We start from the raw sequence: 21,157 nt of genomic DNA, 5'->3' as shown, positions 1-21,157 counted from the left end.
CACGCGATGCTTGTGAACGGTGACTTTGTCACCGTGACACGAAAAGCGTCGGGCGCGTTCCGGCAGCCTCTGGCTTGTGGCGACTTCGCCGCCGGAATTCGCTTGGGTTGGTGCCGGCGACGCGTAGAAATTCGCGATTGAAATTCGACTTGCTGATGAAGCCGCAATCGAACATCAGCCGTGTGACGGGGTCGTCCGTGTTTACAAGCGTCTCGCAGGCCGCACGGATTCGGTAGTCGTTCACATATTGCGAGACGCTGACGCCGTGGACGCGGTTGACCGCTATCGAAACGCGGCGGGCCGGCAGATTCATCTTGCGGGCAATGCGGCCGAGATTGAGGTCCGGATCGCGGTAGATCTGCCGAGATTGCATGAGATTTTCCAGCGCGCCGGCGATCGCATCGTCTTCCTGGTTCGGTACGGGTGGGGCGGGCGGTTCCGAGGCTGTCGTGACGATCGACTGACTGCCGCTGGCGATAGAGGCCGCGGTGCCAAGGATCAGGAGCGTGATCACGTTGCCGAGCGCGACAATCGCGCCGGCATGGAGACCGCCGCTCTGCTCGAGGTCAAGGCTGATCGCAATATCGGCCGCTGCCGAGGCGATCAGCGCCACGCCAGTGATCAAGAGAGATCGGTAGGATAGAAGAGCGCCATCGAGGCGCGAGGAGACTAGCGCGTCGGGACCTTGACGGCCCAGCCAAAGCAGGGCCGCTCCATAAGCGAGGAAGATGACGGTCAGGATAGGGCCGATCGGGTCGCGCCAGAACACCAAGAGAGCGACGATCGATACGCTTGGCAAAATATGCGGCCAGAAGCGGAGGAGCGATGCCGGGCCATCCGTGGCGAGATTGCGAAAGCTAATCCAAGCGAGCGCCGCAATCAGCGAGGCGACGACCGACTGGGCCGGCAGGATCTCGATCACGTCATAGCCCCAGCGGATGCCGATCAGGATCGATTGCAGCGTGTAGGTAGCAATGACGAGCAGGAACGGACGCTTCTCCTGTTCGGCCCATTCGTTCTGCCGCAGCATCCGCACGAGCAGGATGGCGAGCAGCAACGCGACGACAAAAGGAAGCGGAACGAAGATCATGACGGCGGGTCCGGTATGGCGCGTTCAATAACTGCACGACTATGGCCTTGATCGCAATCGCGGGCGACCCGGATCGCGATTAAGGTCTCCAGATCGTGTCTTGCTCTTCACCTTGCACGCAGTCGCCAGCCGATGGCCGGCCCGTTCAAGGAGAAATCGATGACACTGATCCTCTTCATACCTGCATTCATCCTGACGCTTGCTTGCGCCTTTGCCGATGTTCGAACGCCGGGCGAGGCACTCGATATTTCCTCCGTCCGTTCCGTCGTCATCAGCGGCGACGCCAGCGACATCAGGCTGACCACAACCAACACGGAACCCTACAGGGCCAACACGAGCGCGCGGCGCAGCGGCTGGTTCTCATCCTGGTATTCCAGCTGGTTCTTCAACGGCTGCCGCGATCGAACCGCAATGCGCATCGATCGAACGGTCCTGAAAATCGAGGTGATGCAGACCTCATGGACGGATCTTTCGGATTGCGCGCCCGAGGTTTCGGCCAATCTTTTGCCGGGCGCCATCGTGCGCATCGACCAGCAGGCGGTAAGGGCACGATTGGATGGCGATTTCGCCAGCGTTGCAATCTCCAGCAAGGCGGCCGACATCACCTTCGACGGCCACGCGACCGGGATCGATATCCTCGGTGCGGCGGTGCGCGCACGGCTACGCTACGACACGATCCGGCAGGACGAGACGGTCAGCATCAATGCGCAGTCGCTGCAGGCGGATCTAGAGTTCGGGAGCGGCGTGCCGGTGGACTATTCCGTGATCGCCAAGGCGTCCTATGTCGATAGCCTGGAGCCGAGTGTGCAAGGCGCCAGGCCGCATGTCAGTATCAAGGGCGATTTTGTCCATGCGCGTATCCGCTAACTAGTAACCGCCGGCAGAACCCTCGGTGGCGCGGCTGTCCATCACGCCATAATAGCGTGCGCCGCCGCCCTTCTCGATATCGGCAAGGCTTTTGCCGCCGACAAGAATACCGGCGGCCTGTCCCCATTGCGGCGGGCCGCTGCCATCATCAAGCGTATGGCCCATCGCGATCAATGCCCGGATCGTATCGGGCGAGAGCGTGTAGGGCTCGAGATAGATCTTGTCCGGCTGCCATTGGTGGTGAATGCGCGGGGCATTGACCGCCTGGCTGATGTCCATGCCGAAATCGATGACGTTGAGGATCGCTTCGAGGGTGATGGTGATGATGCGCGAGCCGCCGGGGCTGCCGACCACCATGAAGGGCTTGCCGTCCTTGGTGACGATGGTCGGGCTCATGGAGGAGAGCGGCGTCTTCTTCGGCGCGATCGCATTGGCTTCGCCCTGCACGAGCCCGTAAAGGTTCGGAACGCCGGGCTTGGAGGTGAAGTCGTCCATCTCGTTGTTGAGCAGGATGCCTGTGCCGGGCGCAACGACGCCGGCGCCAAAGGATCCATTCAGCGTGTAGGTGACCGCGACGGCATTTCCTTCGTCGTCGACGATCGAGTAATGCGTGGTCTCGACGCTTTCCTTGACGCCTAGGGGTTTCAGGTTGGCAGAGGTGCCGGCTTTGTAGGGATCGATCTTGGCGCGGATCGCCTTGGCGTAGCCCTTGTCGAGCAGTGTCGATACCGGGTTCTCCACGAAATCAGGATCGCCGAGGGCCGCATTGCGGTCGACATAGGCGTAGCGCATAGCCTCGACCATCAGGTGAACCGTCTCGGCGGAGCCGTAGCCGAGGAAGGAGAGCGGGTAGTCTTCCAGCACGTTGAGGATTTCGCAGATAATGACGCCGCCGGACGAGGGAGGAGGCGAGGAGATGATGTCGTAGCCGCGGTAATTGCATTCGATCGGCTTCAGTTCACGGACCGCGTATTGTTCGAAATCCTCCTTGGCAAGAATGCCGCCCGTCGCCTGGCTCGCCTTGACGATCGCGTCGGCTGGCACGCCCTTGTAGAAGGCATCCGATCCCTTATCCGCGATGCTGGAAAGTACCGCGGCGAGGTCGGGTTGAACGAGCTTCTCGCCGGCGGCGTAAGGCTTTCCCTCCGCCTTCAGGAAGATCTTTGCGGCGGCCTCGTCCTTCGCGAGCCTTTTGGCGCTGCCGGCGATGCTGGCCACGTCGCCTTGTTCCAGCGTGAAGCCTTCCTTGGCGTAGCGAATGGCCGGCGCCAGCAGATCCTGCCTTGACTTCGTGCCGTATTTCTCGCGGGCTATCTCAAAGCCCATGACGGATCCGGGCACGCCGACGGCGAGATAGCCGTCGAGGCTGGCGCGGGGAACGATATCGCCCTTGGCGTCGAGATACATGGTCTTCGTGGCCGCCAACGGCGCACGCTCGCGGAAATCGAGAAATGTCGTCTTGCCGTCTTTGAGGCGGATCGTCATGAAGCCACCGCCGCCGATGTTGCCGGCTGTCGGGTAGACGACGGCGAGCGCATAGCCGACGGCGACTGCGGCATCGACGGCGTTGCCGCCGTTCTTCAGCACATCGACGCCGACGTTGGTCGCCAGATGCTGGGCTGTTACGACCATGCCATGCTCGGCTTCAACGGGCGTGGGCGAAGCGGAGAGCGCCGGCGGAGCAAGTGAAAGCGACAGCGCGGCGACAGCCGCAAATATTCTGATGTGGGGGTGATCCATGACTTCCCTCAAAGCATGACGGTGCAATGGATATGGGACGCAGTGAGCGCTAGACAATGCACTGCTGTCCGCTACGGGCGCTGTTCGGTCGCTAAAGGATCAGTTTTCCGCCGTGACAGGTGGCGCCAGTCCGGTCGGGTCGCCCAGGGGAGCCACAATGTCTGTCGGCGCAGCCGGTGTCTGTCGCGCCAAACGTTGTTCGGCCTTGCGTGCGGCGGCCTGGAGGTCGCGGCTGGCCCCACCGATTTTTTCGAGTGCGGCAATGGCGACATCGGTGACCACATAGTCAGGCTTGTGGCCGAGGCCACGGATCTTCACCAGTTCGGAGCCGGCGATATCGAGGGCCAGTCCCTGCGAATGAAGGTGCTCCCAAACGATGCCATCGCTGTCACCAGTAATGATAACCGTCGGCGCGGTGATCCTGGAGTATTGCGGAGATTGCGCCTTGAGGTAGTCAAGCAGGCGCGTGCAATCGACAGCGTTGTGGAAGAACGCACGCGGCCGCAGCACCAGGGTAGGACCTGTCTTCGCGATATAATCTTCCGGACGTGGATTGGGCCGGAAGACGTTTTGTGTTGCTTGCTCCAACCGCCGCAAGCCAAGCGGCACGACTACGGCGTGGGTGAAGAGCCAACCGAGTATGGGCATCGCCGCAAGGTGATAGTACCATTCGACGCCGCCTGGCCAGGGATGTGTCGCCGGGGCCAGAAAGAGCAGGCCTTCAGTCTTGTCAGGATGGCGCACGCCGAAGGCAGCCGCAATGGCGCCGCCGAAGGAATGGCCGACGACGATGGCCCGTTTGATGCCCCGGCTTTCCATCAGTTTTGCGATCGCGTCTGCCTGTCCTGAGGGCAAGGCATTCTCCGGACCGCCGCGCTCCGAATAGCCGTGGCCAGGGCGGTCGACGAAGAGCATTTCGGCACGGCCTTCCAGCGGCTGCAGGAAGGCGCCGACTTGATCGAGCAGGTTGCCGCTTGCACCATGGATGAAAACAATGGGCGGCAGGTCGGCCGTCTCTGGACGTGAGACGTGAAAGGCGTTCAGCCGGTAACCGCCGATATCCGTCAGCTCGCCGATGTTCGGGGATGTCGCCTCGAATTGACGTCCTTTGTAGGAGGAGTAGCCGATGGCGGCGGCGATGGGTGCAAGGAGGGCGGAGGCTACGGCAAGCATGGCTACATCTGTCAAAATCACGTGACCAATACGTAAGATTGGCCCTCGTGGTTCACCGTCAAGATCAGGTGCGGCTGCCGGCCAGCTTTTCGGAGAGTGTATTCATCTGCTCCTGGGCGCTTCGATTGGCCGGATAGACCTCCAGGAAACGTTCCCAGGCTTTCAGGGCCAGCTGGTCGTTGCCCGATTCGGTGAGAATGGCGGCCATGCCGGAGAGTGCGCCGAAGTGGCGTGGTTCGAGGTCGAGCACATGCTCGATGTCGGACATCGACTTGCGATAGCTGTCATTGGCGTAGTTGAGCGTCGCCCGGCGATTCCAGCTTTCGGCGTAATCCGGCTTGAGGGCGATCGCCTGGTCGAGGAAATCGAGGGCGGCAGCGGTGCGTTTCTCCTGGATCGCCTTATCGGCCCATTGCATCAAGAGGTTGACGGTCGCGCTGCCCGAGTCGTTCCACTGGGTGCGGATTTCGTCGGCGATACCACTCGCCTTGTCAGGGTCGCGCTCGCGCTTCAGCTGTGCGTAGAGCTGATCCAGATGCTGCTTTGGTGAGAGGTTCGCGTCCGGCTGCTCGACGATGACTTCCTTCTCCGCAGCTGCGGCAGGGGACATGGGAGCGAGCAGGGAAAGAGACAGCGGCAGCGCCGCACAGGTCATAGCAAAAAAGCGCATGGCGGGCATAGTAGCCCGCCATCGCTGAAGATCAAAGCAATTTGATTTGATTGCCGAAGCAATCCCCCGACAGGCACGGGCGCAAAATGCCACGAAACCGTCCAGGCGCGCTATATCAGCCCTGGCGAGCCTTGAAGCGTGGGTTCAGCTTGTTGATGATGTAGATGCGGCCCTTGCGGCGAACCAGGCGGTTGTCACGATGACGAGCCTTGAGCGACTTGAGCGAATTCTTGATCTTCATTGTTTTGATCCGCGATGTTTGAGGGGGAATTCACATTCGCCCGTATCTATTACATTCAAAAGCGCGCTCAGGGCGCGCTCTTCAGGTTGGGCGTGCAGATAACCCGGCGACTTTCCTGTGTCAACCACATGAGGGTGATTTTCCCATGGCCGAAACGGCTTTTGTCAGGGGAAAACCGGCAATTTTGTGGTCAACGTGGTAACGTGCCCCATCTTGCGGCCGGGACGGGATTCCGTCTTGCCATAGAGGTGAACCAGCGTGTCCGGTCGTCGTAGCCAGTCCGGGAGCGCCAGAATATTGTCGCCGATCAGGTTCTGCATCACGCAGTCTAAGTGACGGTCGGCATTGCCGAGCGGCAGGCCGGCAACCGCGCGGATATGTTGCTCGAATTGGGAGACGAGGCAGGCGGCTTCCGTCCAGTGACCGGAGTTGTGGACACGCGGCGCCATTTCGTTGGCGATCAGGCTGCCGTCGGCGAGTACGAAGAATTCGATGCCGATGACACCGACATAGCCGAGCGCAGTCAGGATCTTCTCGGCCGCACCGCAGGCAGCGGCTGCAGTTTCCGCCGAGATGGACGCGGGCACCGTTGACGTGTGCAGGATGCCATCGCGGTGAACGTTTTCGGCAGGATCGTAGCAGGCGACCGTTCCGTCGGTTGCGCGCGCTGCGATGATCGAGATCTCGCGCTCGAAGGAAACGAAGCTCTCGAGAATGAGCGGTACGCCGCCGAGCGCCGCAAAGGCGCCGTGAGGCGTATCGTCGGTGGAGCGGAACACTCTCTGCCCCTTGCCGTCATAGCCAAGGCGGCGGGTCTTGAGGACGCCGCGACCGCCGAAGTTTGTCAGCGCCGCATCGAGATCGGCTTGACTGTCGACGGCGTGGAAGCCGGCCGTTGGAATACCGCATCCGTTGATGAAGCGCTTTTCGACAAGCCGATCCTGCGCAGCCTCCAACGCCTTGGGCGGCGGATAGACGGGGACCTGGCTTGCGAGGGCCTCGGCGGCGGCGACCGGGACGTTCTCGAACTCGTATGTGACGACGTCGCAAGCCTTCGCCAATTCTGCGAGCGCTGCAGGATCGTCATAAGCCGCTGCGATCTGCTCGTTGGCGACCTGCGCCGCCGGACAGTCGGCGTGTGGTTCCAGAACGACGGTGCGAAAATTGAGCCGGGCTGCGGCCATGGCAAGCATGCGGCCAAGTTGACCGCCACCGATGATGCCAATGGTTCTTACAGTCATAGGTCGTCCATCGGATATTCAGCAACAGCCGCGCTCTGGCGCTCGCGCCAGTCGTCGAGCCGCTCGGCAATGTCCTCGTCCGACAATGCCAGGACTGCCGCTGCCAGAAGGGCGGCGTTGATCGCGCCAGCTTTGCCGATGGCAAGCGTGCCGACCGGGATGCCGCCCGGCATCTGGACGATGGAAAGAAGACTGTCCTGACCGGACAGCGCCTTGGATTGCACCGGGACGCCGAAAACGGGAAGCGGCGTCATGGCTGCGGCCATACCCGGCAGATGAGCCGCGCCGCCGGCGCCGGCAATGATCACCTTGAAGCCTTCATCGCGGGCGGTCTTGGCGAAATTCACCAGGCGGTCCGGCGTGCGGTGGGCCGATATGATGCGCGCGTCATAGGGAATTTCGAGCGCCTCCAGCGTATCGGCGGCACTCTTCATGGTCTCCCAATCGGACTGGCTTCCCATGATGATGGCCACGGATGGTCTGTCTGTCATCGTCACGGCATTCCCTTCAGGCGATGATGTCAGGGATGATCTGGTCTTCCAGCTTTGTCAGCTTGTCCTTGATGACCAGTTTCTTCTTCTTCATGCGCTGGATGCGCAATGCGTCACATCCGGTGGCAATCATGGCATTGATGGCGGCATCGTAATCCTCGTGCTCCTGGCGCAGTCTTGCGACCATGAGCCTGATTTCCGCCTGTTCCTGATCGGCCATATGCATTCCCCATAACCGCCTTCGGACATCGTCCGTTCTGCCGATGATTTCCGCAAGCTCCTATCACCAATTAGAGGTAACGGCTAGCGGCTGTTCGTCATGATTTTGCCACTTGTTCTCCTTGTTTTCACCTTCGACAAGGCTTCAAAAATGTGTCACAGTCGAAAGGTTGACGCCTTGGATCTCCGGCGGTGTTGGCCGGGGAGAGGTAAGAGGAAGGAAGGGTCAAATGACTGTTCAAGCTCATCTTGAGTCACTCCAGAAAAAGCATGTTGCTCTCGAGGAGGAGTTGCATTCGCTTATGATATCCCCCTCCCGAAACGATAATGAAGTCGCTGAGTGCAAACGCAGAAAATTGCGGATCAAGGACGAGATTGAGCGCCTTAAATCATCCTTCCATTGAGTAGGATGCAGTAAATTTCCGAGCGCGGCCCTAGGCTAGGAGGGCAAAAGTCCAATTCCACCAAAAGCTTAGGTAAGGTCGTGCTCGACAGGCGATTATGGCGCCGGTTCCGACGGAAAGTCGCGAGCCGGCGTCTCTCATTTGAGTGGTCGGGCTAAGCCCAGAACTGATCGAGCCAGAGATTGAGTCGGTCGAAGCCGCGATTGTTGACGGCGTAGATGCGTCGCGTGCCCTCTGCGGTGACCGAAACCAGATTGCAATCTAGCAGCGCCTTGAGGTGCTGGGAGACGGCGGGGCGGCTGATGGGAAGCCCCTCGGCAAGCTCATTTACGGTCTTCGGCGCGCGTCGAAGTTCTTCCAGCAGGAAGCGCCGGTGGGGATCAGCTATCGCCGTGAAGGGATCCGTGTTCGACATGGCGAAAAGCTACGTCAAACGGCGCAATCGGGCAAGGAAATTGTGCGCCGCAGCGAAACCCAAAATTGTCAGAAACCCAAGCCTTCCTTCGCGATGAGCGCGGCGGCAATCAGGGCCATGGCATACATGAAAGGATAAAAGATCGCGGGCTTCATGCGGCGGACGCACCAGGCGCCGGCAATGGTCGCAAGCGGTGCAAACGGAAGCAGCGTGGCCGAGGCGGCGAGGTTCTGGGTGTCGAGCTGACCGAGCGCGAAGTAGGGGACGAGCTTGACGGCATTGAGAATTGCGAAGAAGCGAACACTGGTGCCGGTATATTCGCGCGGCGGCATCTGCAGTGGCAGGGCATAGATCTGGAAGGGCGCTCCGCCGGCGTGTGCTACGAAGCTGCCATAGCCGGACAGGCTTCCCCAGATCTTCGCAAGCAGCGGCCGCTGGCCGCGGGGCGGCGTGTGCTTCCCGGCGCCGGGGCCGACGGTGTTCCAGAAATAGCGAAGGCAAAAGAGGACGGTGACGACGCCGATGACGACGCGAAGCACGTTGCCGGGAACCAGCGTCGAGGTCGCCCAACCGAGCGCGATGCCGAATAGCGCTCCTGGCAGCATGATTTTCAGGGTTGTCCAGTCTCCGTGCTGGCGCCAGATCACCAGCGAGATCACGTCCATGCAAATGAGGATGGGGAGCAGAATCGCGGCCGCCTGAATGGGCGAGACGACGAGAGCGAGAAAGGGCAGCCCGATCAGCGACAGCGCATCGCCCATACCGCCTTTCGCAAGTCCGACCAAGATGACAGCGGGAACAGCGGCGCAGTAAAATGACAGTTCCATCGGCATGCTTTTGAAAATCCTCCCCTTGCCAGCCCCGTCTAACGGAATTACTCACACAAGACGAGTGCAGATGGGCCGCGAAACGGCCTGTTCCGCTGTAAATGGAAAGAGTTCATGACCGAACCGGAAAACCGCTGCCGCCTAGTTCTGATCGTCCCCGATATCGCCGATGCCGATGAGCAGGCAAAGATCGTCGGCGATGCCTTAAAGGGCGGTGATGTCGCCTCGGTGATTGTGCCGCAATACGGGCTCAATGATGGCGAGTTCCAAAAGCACGCCGAGAAGCTGGTTCCAATTATTCAGGACTCAGGGGCGGCCGCACTGCTTGCAGGCGACAGCCGCGTCGTCGGGCGGACCAAAGCGGATGGCCTGCATCTGACCGGACCGGCCAGCGAAATCTCCGAAGCGATCGACAAATATGCTGACAAGCTGATCGTCGGCGGTGGCAATGCCGCCGACCGGCACCATGCGCTGGAGATCGGCGACGAGCGACCGGACTATATCTTCTTCGGCAAGCTCGAAGGCGACATCAAGCCGGAGGCACACTCCAAGAACCTGGCGCTCGCCGAGTGGTGGGCCTCCATGATCGAGATTCCCTGCATCGTGATGGGCGGTACGGATCCGGCTTCTGCGCTGGCGGTGGCCGAGACGGGTGCGGAGTTCGTCGCGCTGCGGCTTGCGGTTTTCGCGGACGCAGGCCGTGCGCCCTCCGTCGTCGCCGAGGTCAATGCGCTCTTGGACGAAAAAGCGCCACGGTTTGAGGATTGATATCGCGCTCATGCCGATCCTGTCCCGCTATTTGCGCGTTTCCGCTGCCTTTGCCGCCGTCATTCTGGCGGGGCTGACGCATGGCGTTTCGGCCCAGACGGTCGACAACGTCGTGACACGGCCGCTCGCGACCGCTCCCGAACCGCTGAAAACTGGGCGGCCGCAGACAGACGGCGCGGGACCGTCGACGGGCGTCGGGGTTTTCGACCGCATGGGTGCGAAGCTGCCAGATCTGCCGCCGGAAAAGGACTACAAAGGGCCGGTTGACGATGCCTACGGCGCTTATCAGCGTGGCTACTATCTAACTGCGATGGAAAAGGCTCTACCCCGCGCGCAGCTCGGCGACCCGGCTGCGCAGGCGCTTATGGGTGAGCTCCTGGCAGATGGGCTAGGCGTCAAGCGCGACATGAAAAATGCGGCCTTCTGGTACAGCAAGGGCGCGGAAGGCGGCGACGCCGCGGCGATGTTCAAATACTCGCTGATGCTGATCGAGGGCCGGTTCGTCAAGCGCGACAAGGCGAAGGCCGACGAGTACATGCACAAGGCGGCCGATGCCGGAAATGCCTCGGCCCAGTTCAATTGGGGCCAGATCCTGACGGCTGACAATCCCGGCGACAAGGGACTGAAGCTCGCCTTGCCATACTACGAGAAGGCTGCCGAACAGGGCATCGCCGACGCGCAGTATGCGGTGGCGGAGATTTACGCCTCATTGCCTGATCTGCCGGAAGAAAAGAAACAGCTGTCGCGCGAATGGATGGCACGCGCTGCGCATGCTGGCTACGACACGGCCCAGGTCGATCTTGGGATCTGGTTCGTCAACGGTCAGAACGGGCCGCGCGATTTCGTCAAGGGTTTCCAGTGGTTGCGGCTTGCCGCCAATCGCGGCAACGTGGTTGCGCAAAACAAGCTCGCGCACCTCTACATCAACGCTCTCGGAACCAAGCCGGATCCCGTCGAGGCCGCAAAATGGTATGTGCTGTCGCGTCGGGCCGGCCTGCCCGACGCAGCGCTCGAGGACTTCTATCTTGGTATCGAGGAAGACCAGCAGAAGGCGGCCATCGATGCCGCCAACAAGTTCCGCCGGATCCAGTGATCTAGAACAGCGCGTCGGCGACGAGGTCTTCGTCGTCCCCGACCTTCGCAGTCTCGGCGACAGCTGCGGTTCGTTGTTCCATGGCTGGAACGATATCGCGATGGACATTGCGCTCCTGCACGATCGTGTAGAGCCTGAAAATCTTTCGATCGAGTGGTGCGACCGCGCCGGCAATGTCAGATATGTCTGCGATTTCAGCGCCGGCCACATCTTCCAGAACGTCGGCGCAGCGCGCCAGCATCTCGCCAAGGTCGCGCTGGAAATCCAGCTTTGCGATCAACAGGCTGATCTTGTTCGCCACTTCGCCACCATGCTCGGAGAGCACCTTGAGGTCGTCTTCCACGGTGTCGGCTGCCGCACGGATGTTGCCGACGGCTGACGCCAGGTTCTCCCCGAGACCACCTGCTGGGTCGGCGCTGGCGGGCGCGATCCGGCCGGCAGCCGCTTCCAGCGTCGGCAGGCCGTTGACGATCGCATCGGCGGACTCGTCGAGTTTGGCGGCAAAGATGCGCAGTTCCGCGGTGACAACGTTGATCGATTTTCCTTCTTCGCCCAAGCGGCTGCAGCGCAGATTGGTATTCAACGCCATGTAATGGATGTCGGTTTTGACCACACGGATATTGCCGACGGCTTCCAGGAGTTTGGCGGCGGTGCCAAGCGTCGATTGGCTTACCTGATCGGCCTGCCGGGTCGCCTGATCGACCTGCTTGACGATCTCGTGCGCGGCGGAAACGCTCGATTCCAGTGCGCGCATGAAATTCCCCTGGCCGCCGCCGCTCATCTGGTCGCGCAGGCGCAGGATTTCCTGCGTATCCTGACCGAGGCTCGCGATCGTCTTTACGACATTCTGCGAACCCCGATGGAAATCCTTGCACATGTCGTTCATCTGCGCGGCCGTCAGATGATGGACGACGTTCTCCAGACGCCGGCGCGCATCCGCATCGAGCTTGCGTCCGTCTTCTGCGCCGAGGAATTCGTCGAGCAGCGCAAAGGTGCTCTGGACATGCTCGATGCGTTGGCGGGTGATGTCTCCGACCTGCAGGGCAGACAGCGTGGAGGCGACTTTGCTCTGTATGCCGCGGGCGATTGCCGAGACATCCCGGGCGATGGCCGCGAAGTTCTTCCGGTGTTCGGCAATCTTCCGGGCATTGTCCTGCAATGCCCTTGCAACGTCGGGCACTGTTTCGGAATAGCTGCGTGCGGCTGCCGTGCCGAAGCTCAGCGCCACCTTGACTTCCTTCTCGAGGCTGTCGAGGTGGGCGGCAAAACCGTTGACCTCAGCCGTTCCGGAGTAGATGCGCTCGAGGATCTCCTGCGCGAAGCCGGCGAACTCGGGAAGACCGGCGCCGGTGATCTTGGCAGTCACTGCAAAGGTGCGTAGATAGCGCATCGTCTCCTGCATGTCGGCGACGTGTTTGCGCAACGAATTGCCCGTGTCGGCAAGCGAGGAGAGCGCATCCTGGCGCGCCTTTTCGGAGATCGGCAGGTCGGTTAGGCTCTTGACCGTCGAACGCAGATCCGCGCCGGTGTCGCTGGGCTCGTTGGCGTCCAGTACCTTTGTGACATTGTCGAGCGAGCTCAACAAACGGTTGAGAACATCCATCACCGAAAGCAGCACCGTACCGCCTTCGAGGAAACGCTCCTCGACCTGGCTGCGGGCCGCTTCGAGCGTCTCGCTGATGCCCGATCCCGAAGCTTCAAATGCCTGAAGTGCCGATGCCGCCCCGTTCGTCACGTTATTTCCTTTACTTATAACACTGGCAAATTTTGACCCTATCTTTAGGGGTGGGACGGAAACAGCGGGTAAACACCGGAGACTCGTCAATGTTGTGCTTAACAGCGTGTCAAAAAATATCGCTCTGCGACCGACGCTGGAGCTCGAATTCTCGTATTCCCAATGAAAAACAGCTTATTATGCAACGTGAACAACCCTCAGTGTAATTTATCTCAGGTAATAATTCGGGGAGCCTGGACACGGCTTAGTTGCATGTTCTGGCAACCGAACTTTGCCCGTTGCTAAGCCTCTCATGAGAGTCCTTTTGGGCTCTAGAAGTATTTCGCCATCACCTAATTCGATTGTCATCGATATTCCCGAACATGCCGAAGCGGATCTGAGTTTCATTCAGCTCATCGAATCCGCTCGTCGCCAGGCAAAGGCGCAGAGCAAATCGATCACGCATTCCTCGCCCGCCAAGGGAAATGTTCTGAAGGTGCTTGAGCGCGCAGGGTTCCTCGACGCGTTCAACTCTGACGACGCTAAATTCTGGTTGCATAAAGAGGTGACGCCATGAGCACAAACATTCTGACTGTCGATGATTCCGCAAGCATCCGGCTGACCACGAAGGGCACGCTGACCAATGCCGGCTATAGGGTCACCGAAGCGGTCAATGGGGCGCCGGCACGCAAATTGACGGCCGATGAATGGGCATCATCATGACCGGGATGGGCGATGGCGGCGCAATGGGCATGCTGGAGATGCATCAGGCCGGCGCCGACACGGGTGGCACAGGACGAGGCGCCATCGGTCGTCTTCGGGATGCCCAAGGAAGCCATCGCCAAGGGTGGGGTGGATCGGTTCCTGCCGCTCGATCAGATCGCCGGTGATGTCCTGATCACCCAGCAGACGTTTTGAAAGTCCGGCAGCTTATGCTGCCGGACCTGCTCTCAGGCGAGATAACCGCCGTCGATGGTGAGGCTGGCGCCGGTGATGAAGGAGGCTTCCGGGCTGGCCAGATAGGCTGCGAAGCTTGCGATTTCGCGGTCTTCCCCGAGACGGCCGAGGGCCATCAACCCCTTCAGCATTTCGTGGGAATGCGGGTCGGAGTTCATGTCGGTCACGGTGGGACCAGGCTGGATCGTGTTGACGGTAATGCCGCGCGGACCGAGATCGCGGGCGAGGCCACGCGTCATGGCGGCGACAGCGCCTTTGCTCATGCTGTAGACGGCGGATGTCGGAAAGCCGCTGCGCTCCGCAACCACGCTGCCGATGGTGATGACCCGGCCGCCGTCATGCATATGCTTCGCTGCAGCCTGCGTGCCGGCAAAGACCGCCCGCACATTGACGGCGAACATGCGGTCGAAGTCCTCCAGCCGAAAGGCTTCCAGGCTATCCAACAATAGAATTCCCGCGTTGTTGACGAGAATATCGAGGGCGCCAAAATGACTGGCGGCCGTGTCGACGGCTCTTTGCACAGCGGCGGCATCTGCGCTGTCGGCATGGATCGCAAGTGCCTTGCCGCCCTTTGCCTCGATGTCGGCGGCGATCGCCTCGGCTTTCTCCTTCGAGTTCGCAAAGGTGAAAGCGACGGAGGCACCATCCATCGCCAGCCTGCGCACAATAGCCGCACCGATGCCGCGTGAGCCGCCCGTCACGATTGCGACCTTTCCTTCAAGTGGTTTCGTCATTTTCACTTTTCTCCTTTATTGGACTGATTGGTCTAGAAATGATCGCGAGAAGTCACTGCTGTCCGATCATGCTGCTATCGAAGGCTGCGGATTGCGAGGCGGGCGACGGCGCGCTGGGTTTCGGGGCTTGCGCCGTTGCGGGCGCTGACCTTCATGCCGGATAGCGTAGCGCCAAGGAACTGAGTGGCGACCTCGGGATCGACCTCTGCCGATAACTGACCTTTCCTCTGGCCATCTTCCAGCAGCACGACAATTGCCTTGCCCAGCATTGCCGAGGCGCTGTCGGTCAGGTTCGACACGTCGGCATCGGTGCGGCCGAATTCGCAAATGGCGCTGACGCCGAGGCAGCCTCTGGACGCTTCCGAAAAAGGTCTGGATGCGAAGGCCAAGAGGGCGGCTTCCAGGGCGTCAAGCGGATGCTCGCTGTCCTTCAGGTCCGCGATGATGCTAAGAATACTGTCGGTATTGTAGCGCTCCAGAGCCTGCAGGTAGAGGCTGCGTTTGTCGCCGAAGGTGTCATACATGCTCTGCCGGCTGATCTTCATCGCCGTAAGCAGGGCGTCGGTGGAACTACCCTCGTAGCCATGCTCGCAGAAGACGCCGATCGCGGCATCGAGAGCCTTGTCTCTATCGAATTCCTTGTGCCTTGCCATGGACACATGAATAGCAATTCCGGACTGACCTGTCTAGAATATTCTGCGTCATTTGTTCGAGCGGCGCCGTGCAGCGCCTGTCTTCTCTTGAAATTTTCCCGATTTTGTGGTCTTGAGGCCGCCAATCTTATCGAGCGCTGCCTTCTCCGGCGATCAGGGACCTTTCCCGCCCTGACAGCGCGCACCGTATTATCGCTCAAGGAAAAGTGCTCACATGGCTCGTTCAGCTCTCCTCAATGTCATGGTTCAGGCTGCCATCAAGGCAGGAAAATCGCTGGGGCGTGATTTCGGAGAAGTCCAGAACCTGCAGGTCTCGGTCAAGGGTCCGGGCGATTTCGTGTCAAATGCCGACCGCAAGGCGGAGAAGATCGTCAAGGACGAACTCCTGAAGGCCCGCCCGACTTATGGCTTCCTCGGAGAAGAGAGCGAGGAGATCAAGGGTACGGACGGTGCGCACCGCTGGATCGTCGATCCGCTCGACGGCACGACCAACTTCCTGCACGGCATTCCGATGTTTGCGGTATCGATCGCACTTGAGCGCAACAATGAGATCGTCGCTGGCGTCGTCTTCAATCCGGCAACGGACGAGCTCTACACCGCCGAGCGTGGCGGTGGCGCCTTCCTGAACGATCGCCGTCTGCGCGTCGGCGCCCGCCGCGTGCTTTCGGATTCCGTCGTTGCCTGCGGTGTTCCGCACCTCGGCCGCGGCAATCACGGTAAGTTCCTCGTTGAGCTTCGTCACGTGATGGGCGAAGTCGCCGGCATTCGCCGCATGGGCGCGGCCTCCCTAGATCTTGCCTACGTGGCGGCCGGTCGCTTCGACGGTTACTGGGAAACCGCGCTGTCGGCCTGGGATATCGCGGCGGGCATCCTCCTTATCCGCGAAGCCGGCGGCTATGTGTCCGATTGGGATGGCGGTTCGTCCATTCTCGAGACCGGTTCGGTCGTCGCGGGCAACGAATATATCCAGAAGGCATTGCTTGAGGTGGCCAAGCGTCCCGTTCCTAGCCGGTAAATCGCTGTTGTAAAGACACGGTTTTCGTTTCCGCATACTTCAATTCGGCACAATGTTGCTCTAGTCTCCGGCTGAAATGAATCCGGAGGCTGCGGAACCTATGGAAAATGTGAATGTGGCTGAATTCGGCTCGACCGAAAAAACCACGAGCAACTACAGCTATAAACTTTCCAGTCCGATGCCGTTTCTTTGGACGATGGTGCTGTTTCTGGTCATCGTCGGGTTCATTGCCGCCATTCTTTTCCGACAGACGCAGACTGCCTTCATGTACAATCCGGGCCTCAACGGTTTGATCCTCGGTGTCCTGGCGGTCGGTATCATCCTCGTCTTCAGCCATGTGCTGTCGCTGCGGCCGGAAGTGCGATGGTTCAATTCGTTCCGCGCCGCAGGCAGCGCCGACAAAGTCGGACGCAATCCCAAGCTGCTCGCTCCAATGCGAACGCTGATTGGCAGCCGTAGTGCTTCGGCGGGACTGTCGACCGCGGCCTTCCGCTCCATTCTCGATTCCATTGCCAACCGCCTTGATGAATCGCGCGATGTGTCACGCTACCTGATCGGTCTTCTGGTCTTTCTCGGTCTGCTTGGCACGTTCTGGGGTCTTATCGGCACAATCGGCTCGATCAGCTCGGTCATCCAGTCGCTCGATGCGGGCTCGAATGGCTCGACCGATGTTCTTGGTGCGTTGAAGGAGGGCCTTGCGACGCCGCTTTCGGGCATGGGTCAGGCATTCTCGTCGTCGCTGCTCGGCTTGTCCGGTTCGCTCATTCTCGGCTTCCTCGATCTCCAGGCGGGTCGCGCTCAGAACCGGTTCTACATGGAGCTGGAAAACTGGCTTTCGTCGGTAACCGACGTTGGCCCCGATACCGCCATGCCCGCCATCAGCGGCACCTCGGCGGTCTCGCCCGAAGAGGTTCGCGCGCTCTCCGACTATATGCGCCGGATCTCCGAGGAGGGCAGCGGCGGCACCCAGAGGTCGGTTGCGGCGATGGCAAATCTTGCCGAAGGTATTCAGGGCCTGGTCAAGAATATGCGCAATGAGCAGCAGATGCTGCGCGACTGGATCGACGCGCAGCAGGAAGAGACGAAAGCGATGCGCCGCACGCTTGATCGTCTGGCCGAGCGGATTGGCTCGCAAGAAAGGCATGGTTTGAGCGAGCGCGTTCAACGCACGCCGCAAACCGAAAAAAGCGAGGGCAAGTAAGCTATGGCTCTTGCCCGCAACCGCCGCCGCGAGCGCGCGGTGGAGTACTGGCCAGGTTTCGTCGACGCGCTGTCGACGCTGCTGATCTCCATCATGTTCGTGCTGACCGTCTTCGTTGTCGGCCAATATATCCTGAGCCGCGAAATCTCCGGCCGTGACGAGGTGCTGAACCGTCTGAACAGTCAGATCAACGAGTTGACGCAGCTGCTTGCTCTCGAGAAGGGAAGCAAGCAGGACCTCGAGGACAGCGTCGCCAATCTTCAGGCCTCCTTGTCGTCGGCCGAAAGCGAGCGATCGCGGCTGAAGGCGCTGCTTGATGCTGGCTCGGGAGGCCAGAGCGCTGCACAGTCGCGTATCGGCAGCCTCACCAAGGAACTCGACGAACAGAAGCAGATGAGCGACCGGGCGATGAGCCAGGTCGAGTTGCTGAACCAGCAGATTGCCGCGTTGCGCAGCCAGATCGCCGCCGTAGAAGCCGCCCTGCAGGCCTCCGAGCAGAAGGATCAGACCTCGCAGACGAAGATCGCGGATCTTGGCCGTCGCCTCAACGTCGCGCTGGCGCAACGCGTGCAGGAACTCAACCGCTACCGGTCCGACTTTTTCGGGCGCTTGCGCGAGATTCTGTCCGATCGCGAGAATATCAGGATCGTCGGTGACCGCTTCGTCTTCCAGTCTGAGGTCCTGTTTCCCTCTGGCAGTGCGGATCTCAATCCGGACGGGCAGGGCGAGATGGCAAAGCTTGCGACGGCGCTTCTCGACGTTGCGAAGGAAATCCCGCCGGAGATCAACTGGGTCCTGCGCGTCGACGGACATACGGACAACGTGCCGCTCGCGGGCACCGGCAGGTACGGAGATAACTGGCAGCTGTCTTCTGCGCGCGCGATCTCCGTCGTCAAGTTTCTGATCTCCCGCGGCGTGCCGGCCGACCGTCTCGTCGCTGCCGGCTTCGGGGAGTTCCAGCCCATCGCGCCAGGCGACACCCAAGAAGCACGCGCCACCAACCGTCGTATCGAACTGAAGCTCACCGAGAAGTAGGTCTACGCGGCGTTTCGCCAGTCGAAAAGATCGGCTGCAATTGCTGCCGGCTAAGGTCGTTCCTGTGCAACAAGCGTCTCTCGGATCGGGCTGCAAAAGATATCGTCTCGGGAAAAGTGGCGTTGTCGCCGAGCGAGGCTCCGCATAGGTTCGATGAGACGTGGGGGAGAATGCTTTGATCGAATGCGATGTGCTGGTCATCGGCGCAGGTCTTGCCGGGCTCGTCGCGGCAGCGGAGGCGGCCGATCGCGGACGGAAGGTCTGCATCGTCGAGCAGGAGGGCGAGCAGAGCCTTGGCGGGCAGGCGTTTTGGTCTCTTGGCGGGCTGTTCTTCGTCGATAGCCCGGAACAGCGGCTACTCGGTATCCGTGACAATCTTGGCCTTGCACGGCAGGACTGGATGGGTTCGGCATCGTTCGACCGGCCGGAAGACTACTGGCCGCGTCGCTGGGCGGAGGGCTACCTCGAATTTGCCGCAGGCGAGAAACGCCGCTGGCTCTATCAGCAGGGCATGCGCTGGTTCCCGGTTGTTGGCTGGGCTGAGCGGGGAGGCGGCTTGGCGCATGGCCACGGCAACTCCGTGCCGCGCTTCCATGTCACGTGGGGAACCGGACCGGCCGTGCTTGCACCATTTATTCGCCGTGTGCGCGAGGCGGAGGCGAAGGGTCTTGTCACGCTTCTGTTCAGGCATCAGGTGGATGACCTTGTCGTGCAAGACGGTGTCGTCTGCGGCGCCCGTGGCACGATCCTTCAGCCGGACGCTTCCGTTCGAGGCCAGGAGACAAACCGCATTTTTGCGGCGCTCTTCGAGATACGGGCCGGTGCGACGATCGTGACTTCAGGGGGCATCGGGGCCAATCATGACGCGGTGCGCCGCAAATGGCCGGTCGATCGGCTCGGACGACCTCCGGCGAGCATGGTCGCGGGCGTGCCCGCCCATGTCGACGGACGGATGATCGAGATCACCGAGCGCGCGGGTGGGCGAGAAATCAATTCGGACCGGATGTGGCACTATACGGAGGGGCTGAAGAACTGGGATCCGATCTGGCGCAATCACGGCATACGCATCCTGCCCGGCCCATCCTCCTTCTGGTGCGATGCCGATGGAAACCGCTTTGCCGCACCTGCGATGCCCGGTTTCGATACGCTGGCGACGCTGAAGGCAATCTGCGCGACGGGTCATGACCACAGCTGGTTCATCCTGACCAAAGCAATCATCAAGAAGGAGTTTGCCCTTTCCGGCTCCGAACAGAATCCAGACATCACCGGCAAGGATATCCGCCTGCTGCTCAAGCGATTGGGCAAGGAGCCGCCGGGACCCGTTCAGGCCTTCATGGACAGGGGAGAGGATTTCATCGTTCGCGATACGCTGGAAGCGCTTGTCGACGGCATGAACGGGTTGACAGGTGAAAGGCGCGTGGATGCAAGCCGTCTCAGGACGCAGATCGAGGCCCGCGACAGGGAGATTGGCAACGCCTTTTCGAAGGACGCGCAGGTCATCGCCATTCGCGGCGCTCGGCGCTATCTCGGGGACCGGTTGATGCGCACGGCAAAGCCCCACTCGCTGCTTGACCCGCAGGCCGGACCATTGATTGCGGTGCGGCTGCACATCCTGACGCGCAAATCTTTAGGTGGTCTGGAGACGGATCTTTCCGCACGAGTGATCGGCCATAGTGGTGATCCGGTGCCTGGGCTCTATGCCGCGGGCGAGGTGGCCGGCTTTGGCGGCGGGGGCATGCATGGCTATAACGCGCTCGAGGGAACATTCCTCGGCGGCTGCATCTTTTCCGGCAGGGTTGCCGGGCGGGCGGTGTAGAGGCGGCGCGTTTGGCGCCGCCTGATTTGATCAGGCCTCAGCCTTCGTCGTGTCGACGACTTCTGCGCCGGGAGAATTCTTCTTGATGGATTCGATGGCGCTCAGCGCCGATGCCTTAGCCTTATAGCCTTCGGAGCCGAACATGGATTCGCCATTCGGCGCCTTGAAACGGAAACGGAACTCGCCAGCCTTGTCCTTGTAAACTTCGAACTTATACATCGATTTTTCTCCCGGAATCAGGATGATGTCCTATCTGCAGGCGCAGCCTAGAACAAAAAACGCAACTATTCCATCGGGATATTTGCGTGCTTTGCAACCGGCGCGACGAGCCGATTTCGTGCAGGAAATGCGCCGCACTGCGGTTTGAAAATCGAGAAGACCGACGAGAACGTGTTGATCAGGTACGGCGCGAAGAGCACCAGGAAAGCCGAGATAGAGCATCAATATCGCGACGGTTCCAACACGAGCGATAAACGGCTCGAACTCGCCTTTATCATCGGGGAGTTGCGCTGCTGCGAGGGGATGCCCGCGGCATCGATGGGGTTTCCGGCCGGGTCGGTCGTCGTCCATTCGACTTCTTCTGACCAAAGTCGGTGAGCGACCAATCCCGGACCTCCCGGAGCGAGCGACAGCACAGCAGCATCGATATGACGACGGCCACGGCGACGAGTAGGATCAACGTATCGGCGAAATCTATCGGCTTCACCAGAGCCTTTCTCACCGCGCGGCGACGTTAAATCCGTCTATAAACCGAGTGTAATGTCGATACCACCGCCGGAGGCTGGCGATGGGA

Annotated in this window: 24 protein-coding genes and 2 pseudogenes; 12 read left to right on the top strand and 14 right to left on the bottom strand. The window is 60.7% G+C overall.

The annotated features are described in order from the left end of the window. Nucleotides 1-28: 28 nt before the first annotated feature. Nucleotides 29-1,090, bottom strand: coding sequence for an AraC family transcriptional regulator (locus WGT02_RS18620; RefSeq protein WP_208249711.1), 1,062 nt, complete (start codon nucleotides 1,088-1,090; stop codon nucleotides 29-31). A 159-nt stretch (nucleotides 1,091-1,249) separates the two neighbouring features. On the opposite strand from WGT02_RS18620, the gene WGT02_RS18615 reads away from it, so the two are divergent. Beyond that, a complete protein-coding gene (locus WGT02_RS18615) occupies nucleotides 1,250-1,957 on the top strand; it encodes a hypothetical protein (RefSeq protein WP_024317286.1) in 708 nt (235 codons plus the stop codon). Here the strand turns inward: WGT02_RS18615 and ggt are convergent, their stop codons facing one another. The 7 genes from ggt to WGT02_RS18580 form a co-directional block, all read right to left on the bottom strand. Then, the gene (gene ggt / locus WGT02_RS18610; protein ID WP_024317285.1) at nucleotides 1,958-3,697 is read right to left on the bottom strand and encodes a gamma-glutamyltransferase; all 1,740 of its coding nucleotides are present in this window, start codon (nucleotides 3,695-3,697) and stop codon (nucleotides 1,958-1,960) included. It abuts the gene before it with no gap. Between the two features lie 99 nt (nucleotides 3,698-3,796). Then, nucleotides 3,797-4,870 carry an alpha/beta fold hydrolase gene (locus WGT02_RS18605; protein WP_208249714.1) on the bottom strand — a complete coding sequence of 358 codons (1,074 nt, stop codon included), beginning with the start codon at nucleotides 4,868-4,870 and terminating at the stop codon, nucleotides 3,797-3,799. A 64-nt stretch (nucleotides 4,871-4,934) separates the two neighbouring features. Next, complete coding sequence (locus WGT02_RS18600) at nucleotides 4,935-5,549, bottom strand: hypothetical protein (protein WP_024317283.1); 615 nt, start codon at nucleotides 5,547-5,549, stop codon at nucleotides 4,935-4,937. A 106-nt stretch (nucleotides 5,550-5,655) separates the two neighbouring features. Then, nucleotides 5,656-5,781 (bottom strand): type B 50S ribosomal protein L36, encoded by a 126-nt coding sequence (gene ykgO / locus WGT02_RS18595; RefSeq protein ID WP_003566454.1) that lies wholly within the window; start codon nucleotides 5,779-5,781, stop codon nucleotides 5,656-5,658. Nucleotides 5,782-5,945: 164 nt separating this feature from the next. Next, a complete protein-coding gene (locus WGT02_RS18590) occupies nucleotides 5,946-7,022 on the bottom strand; it encodes a 5-(carboxyamino)imidazole ribonucleotide synthase (protein WP_208249716.1) in 1,077 nt (358 codons plus the stop codon). Then, complete coding sequence (purE, locus tag WGT02_RS18585; protein ID WP_024317281.1) at nucleotides 7,019-7,513, bottom strand: 5-(carboxyamino)imidazole ribonucleotide mutase; 495 nt, start codon at nucleotides 7,511-7,513, stop codon at nucleotides 7,019-7,021. Before purE ends, WGT02_RS18590 begins: the two co-directional genes overlap by 4 nt. Nucleotides 7,514-7,529: 16 nt before the next feature. Continuing rightward, nucleotides 7,530-7,733 (bottom strand): YdcH family protein, encoded by a 204-nt coding sequence (locus WGT02_RS18580; protein WP_007527435.1) that lies wholly within the window; start codon nucleotides 7,731-7,733, stop codon nucleotides 7,530-7,532. Between the two features lie 229 nt (nucleotides 7,734-7,962). Between WGT02_RS18580 and WGT02_RS18575 the strand changes: the two genes are divergently transcribed. Next, nucleotides 7,963-8,136 carry a YdcH family protein gene (locus tag WGT02_RS18575; protein WP_007802505.1) on the top strand — a complete coding sequence of 58 codons (174 nt, stop codon included), beginning with the start codon at nucleotides 7,963-7,965 and terminating at the stop codon, nucleotides 8,134-8,136. Between the two features lie 154 nt (nucleotides 8,137-8,290). On the opposite strand, the gene WGT02_RS18570 is transcribed toward WGT02_RS18575, so the two are convergent. Both WGT02_RS18570 and WGT02_RS18565 read right to left on the bottom strand, forming a co-directional pair. Beyond that, nucleotides 8,291-8,551: a helix-turn-helix transcriptional regulator gene (locus WGT02_RS18570; RefSeq protein WP_007802507.1), complete on the bottom strand. Its 261-nt coding sequence runs from the start codon at nucleotides 8,549-8,551 to the stop codon at nucleotides 8,291-8,293. 68 nt (nucleotides 8,552-8,619) lie between these two features. After that, nucleotides 8,620-9,384 (bottom strand): sulfite exporter TauE/SafE family protein, encoded by a 765-nt coding sequence (locus tag WGT02_RS18565; protein WP_208249717.1) that lies wholly within the window; start codon nucleotides 9,382-9,384, stop codon nucleotides 8,620-8,622. A 108-nt stretch (nucleotides 9,385-9,492) separates the two neighbouring features. Between WGT02_RS18565 and WGT02_RS18560 the strand changes: the two genes are divergently transcribed. Both WGT02_RS18560 and WGT02_RS18555 read left to right on the top strand, forming a co-directional pair. Then, nucleotides 9,493-10,146 (top strand): thiamine phosphate synthase, encoded by a 654-nt coding sequence (locus tag WGT02_RS18560; RefSeq protein WP_208249718.1) that lies wholly within the window; start codon nucleotides 9,493-9,495, stop codon nucleotides 10,144-10,146. Between the two features lie 10 nt (nucleotides 10,147-10,156). After that, nucleotides 10,157-11,239 carry a tetratricopeptide repeat protein gene (locus tag WGT02_RS18555; protein ID WP_024317278.1) on the top strand — a complete coding sequence of 361 codons (1,083 nt, stop codon included), beginning with the start codon at nucleotides 10,157-10,159 and terminating at the stop codon, nucleotides 11,237-11,239. A 1-nt stretch (nucleotide 11,240) separates the two neighbouring features. On the opposite strand, the gene WGT02_RS18550 is transcribed toward WGT02_RS18555, so the two are convergent. Then, complete coding sequence (locus WGT02_RS18550) at nucleotides 11,241-12,974, bottom strand: hypothetical protein (RefSeq protein ID WP_024317277.1); 1,734 nt, start codon at nucleotides 12,972-12,974, stop codon at nucleotides 11,241-11,243. Nucleotides 12,975-13,266: 292 nt separating this feature from the next. On the opposite strand from WGT02_RS18550, the gene WGT02_RS18545 reads away from it, so the two are divergent. From WGT02_RS18545 to WGT02_RS18535, 3 genes and pseudogenes are all read left to right on the top strand, one after another. After that, complete coding sequence (locus WGT02_RS18545) at nucleotides 13,267-13,530, top strand: hypothetical protein (RefSeq protein WP_225039737.1); 264 nt, start codon at nucleotides 13,267-13,269, stop codon at nucleotides 13,528-13,530. Beyond that, nucleotides 13,527-13,634 (top strand): annotated as a pseudogene (locus tag WGT02_RS18540) (response regulator); the annotation flags it as partial. The gene WGT02_RS18545 and the pseudogene WGT02_RS18540, both read left to right, overlap by 4 nt. A 26-nt stretch (nucleotides 13,635-13,660) precedes the next feature. Next, a pseudogene (locus WGT02_RS18535) lies at nucleotides 13,661-13,871 on the top strand (chemotaxis protein CheB); the annotation flags it as partial. Between the two features lie 32 nt (nucleotides 13,872-13,903). Here WGT02_RS18535 and WGT02_RS18530 read toward each other — a convergent pair. Continuing rightward, nucleotides 13,904-14,644 carry a 3-oxoacyl-ACP reductase family protein gene (locus WGT02_RS18530; RefSeq protein WP_024317275.1) on the bottom strand — a complete coding sequence of 247 codons (741 nt, stop codon included), beginning with the start codon at nucleotides 14,642-14,644 and terminating at the stop codon, nucleotides 13,904-13,906. Between the two features lie 74 nt (nucleotides 14,645-14,718). After that, the gene (locus WGT02_RS18525; protein WP_208249719.1) at nucleotides 14,719-15,297 is read right to left on the bottom strand and encodes a TetR/AcrR family transcriptional regulator; all 579 of its coding nucleotides are present in this window, start codon (nucleotides 15,295-15,297) and stop codon (nucleotides 14,719-14,721) included. Between the two features lie 214 nt (nucleotides 15,298-15,511). Between WGT02_RS18525 and WGT02_RS18520 the strand changes: the two genes are divergently transcribed. From WGT02_RS18520 to WGT02_RS18505, 4 genes are all read left to right on the top strand, one after another. After that, nucleotides 15,512-16,312 carry an inositol monophosphatase family protein gene (locus WGT02_RS18520; RefSeq protein WP_024317273.1) on the top strand — a complete coding sequence of 267 codons (801 nt, stop codon included), beginning with the start codon at nucleotides 15,512-15,514 and terminating at the stop codon, nucleotides 16,310-16,312. Nucleotides 16,313-16,412: 100 nt separating this feature from the next. Further along, a complete protein-coding gene (locus WGT02_RS18515) occupies nucleotides 16,413-17,513 on the top strand; it encodes a hypothetical protein (protein ID WP_024317272.1) in 1,101 nt (366 codons plus the stop codon). Nucleotides 17,514-17,516: 3 nt separating this feature from the next. Next, the gene (locus WGT02_RS18510) at nucleotides 17,517-18,548 is read left to right on the top strand and encodes a peptidoglycan -binding protein (protein WP_024317271.1); all 1,032 of its coding nucleotides are present in this window, start codon (nucleotides 17,517-17,519) and stop codon (nucleotides 18,546-18,548) included. A gap of 175 nt (nucleotides 18,549-18,723) precedes the next feature. Further along, a complete protein-coding gene (locus WGT02_RS18505; RefSeq protein WP_208249720.1) occupies nucleotides 18,724-20,364 on the top strand; it encodes an FAD-binding dehydrogenase in 1,641 nt (546 codons plus the stop codon). Nucleotides 20,365-20,394: 30 nt separating this feature from the next. On the opposite strand, the gene WGT02_RS18500 is transcribed toward WGT02_RS18505, so the two are convergent. Beyond that, nucleotides 20,395-20,583: a YegP family protein gene (locus tag WGT02_RS18500; protein WP_007527415.1), complete on the bottom strand. Its 189-nt coding sequence runs from the start codon at nucleotides 20,581-20,583 to the stop codon at nucleotides 20,395-20,397. 144 nt (nucleotides 20,584-20,727) lie between these two features. Here WGT02_RS18500 and WGT02_RS18495 point away from each other — a divergent pair, with 144 nt between their 5' ends. Then, complete coding sequence (locus tag WGT02_RS18495; protein ID WP_208249721.1) at nucleotides 20,728-20,961, top strand: hypothetical protein; 234 nt, start codon at nucleotides 20,728-20,730, stop codon at nucleotides 20,959-20,961. Nucleotides 20,962-21,157: the final 196 nt, after the last annotated feature.

The organism is Rhizobium sp. T1470, from assembly GCF_042140505.1.
Lineage (GTDB): Bacteria > Pseudomonadota > Alphaproteobacteria > Rhizobiales > Rhizobiaceae > Rhizobium > Rhizobium favelukesii.
Note: the sequence above shows the minus strand (reverse complement) of the source record. Positions and strands in the feature narration are given on the sequence as shown.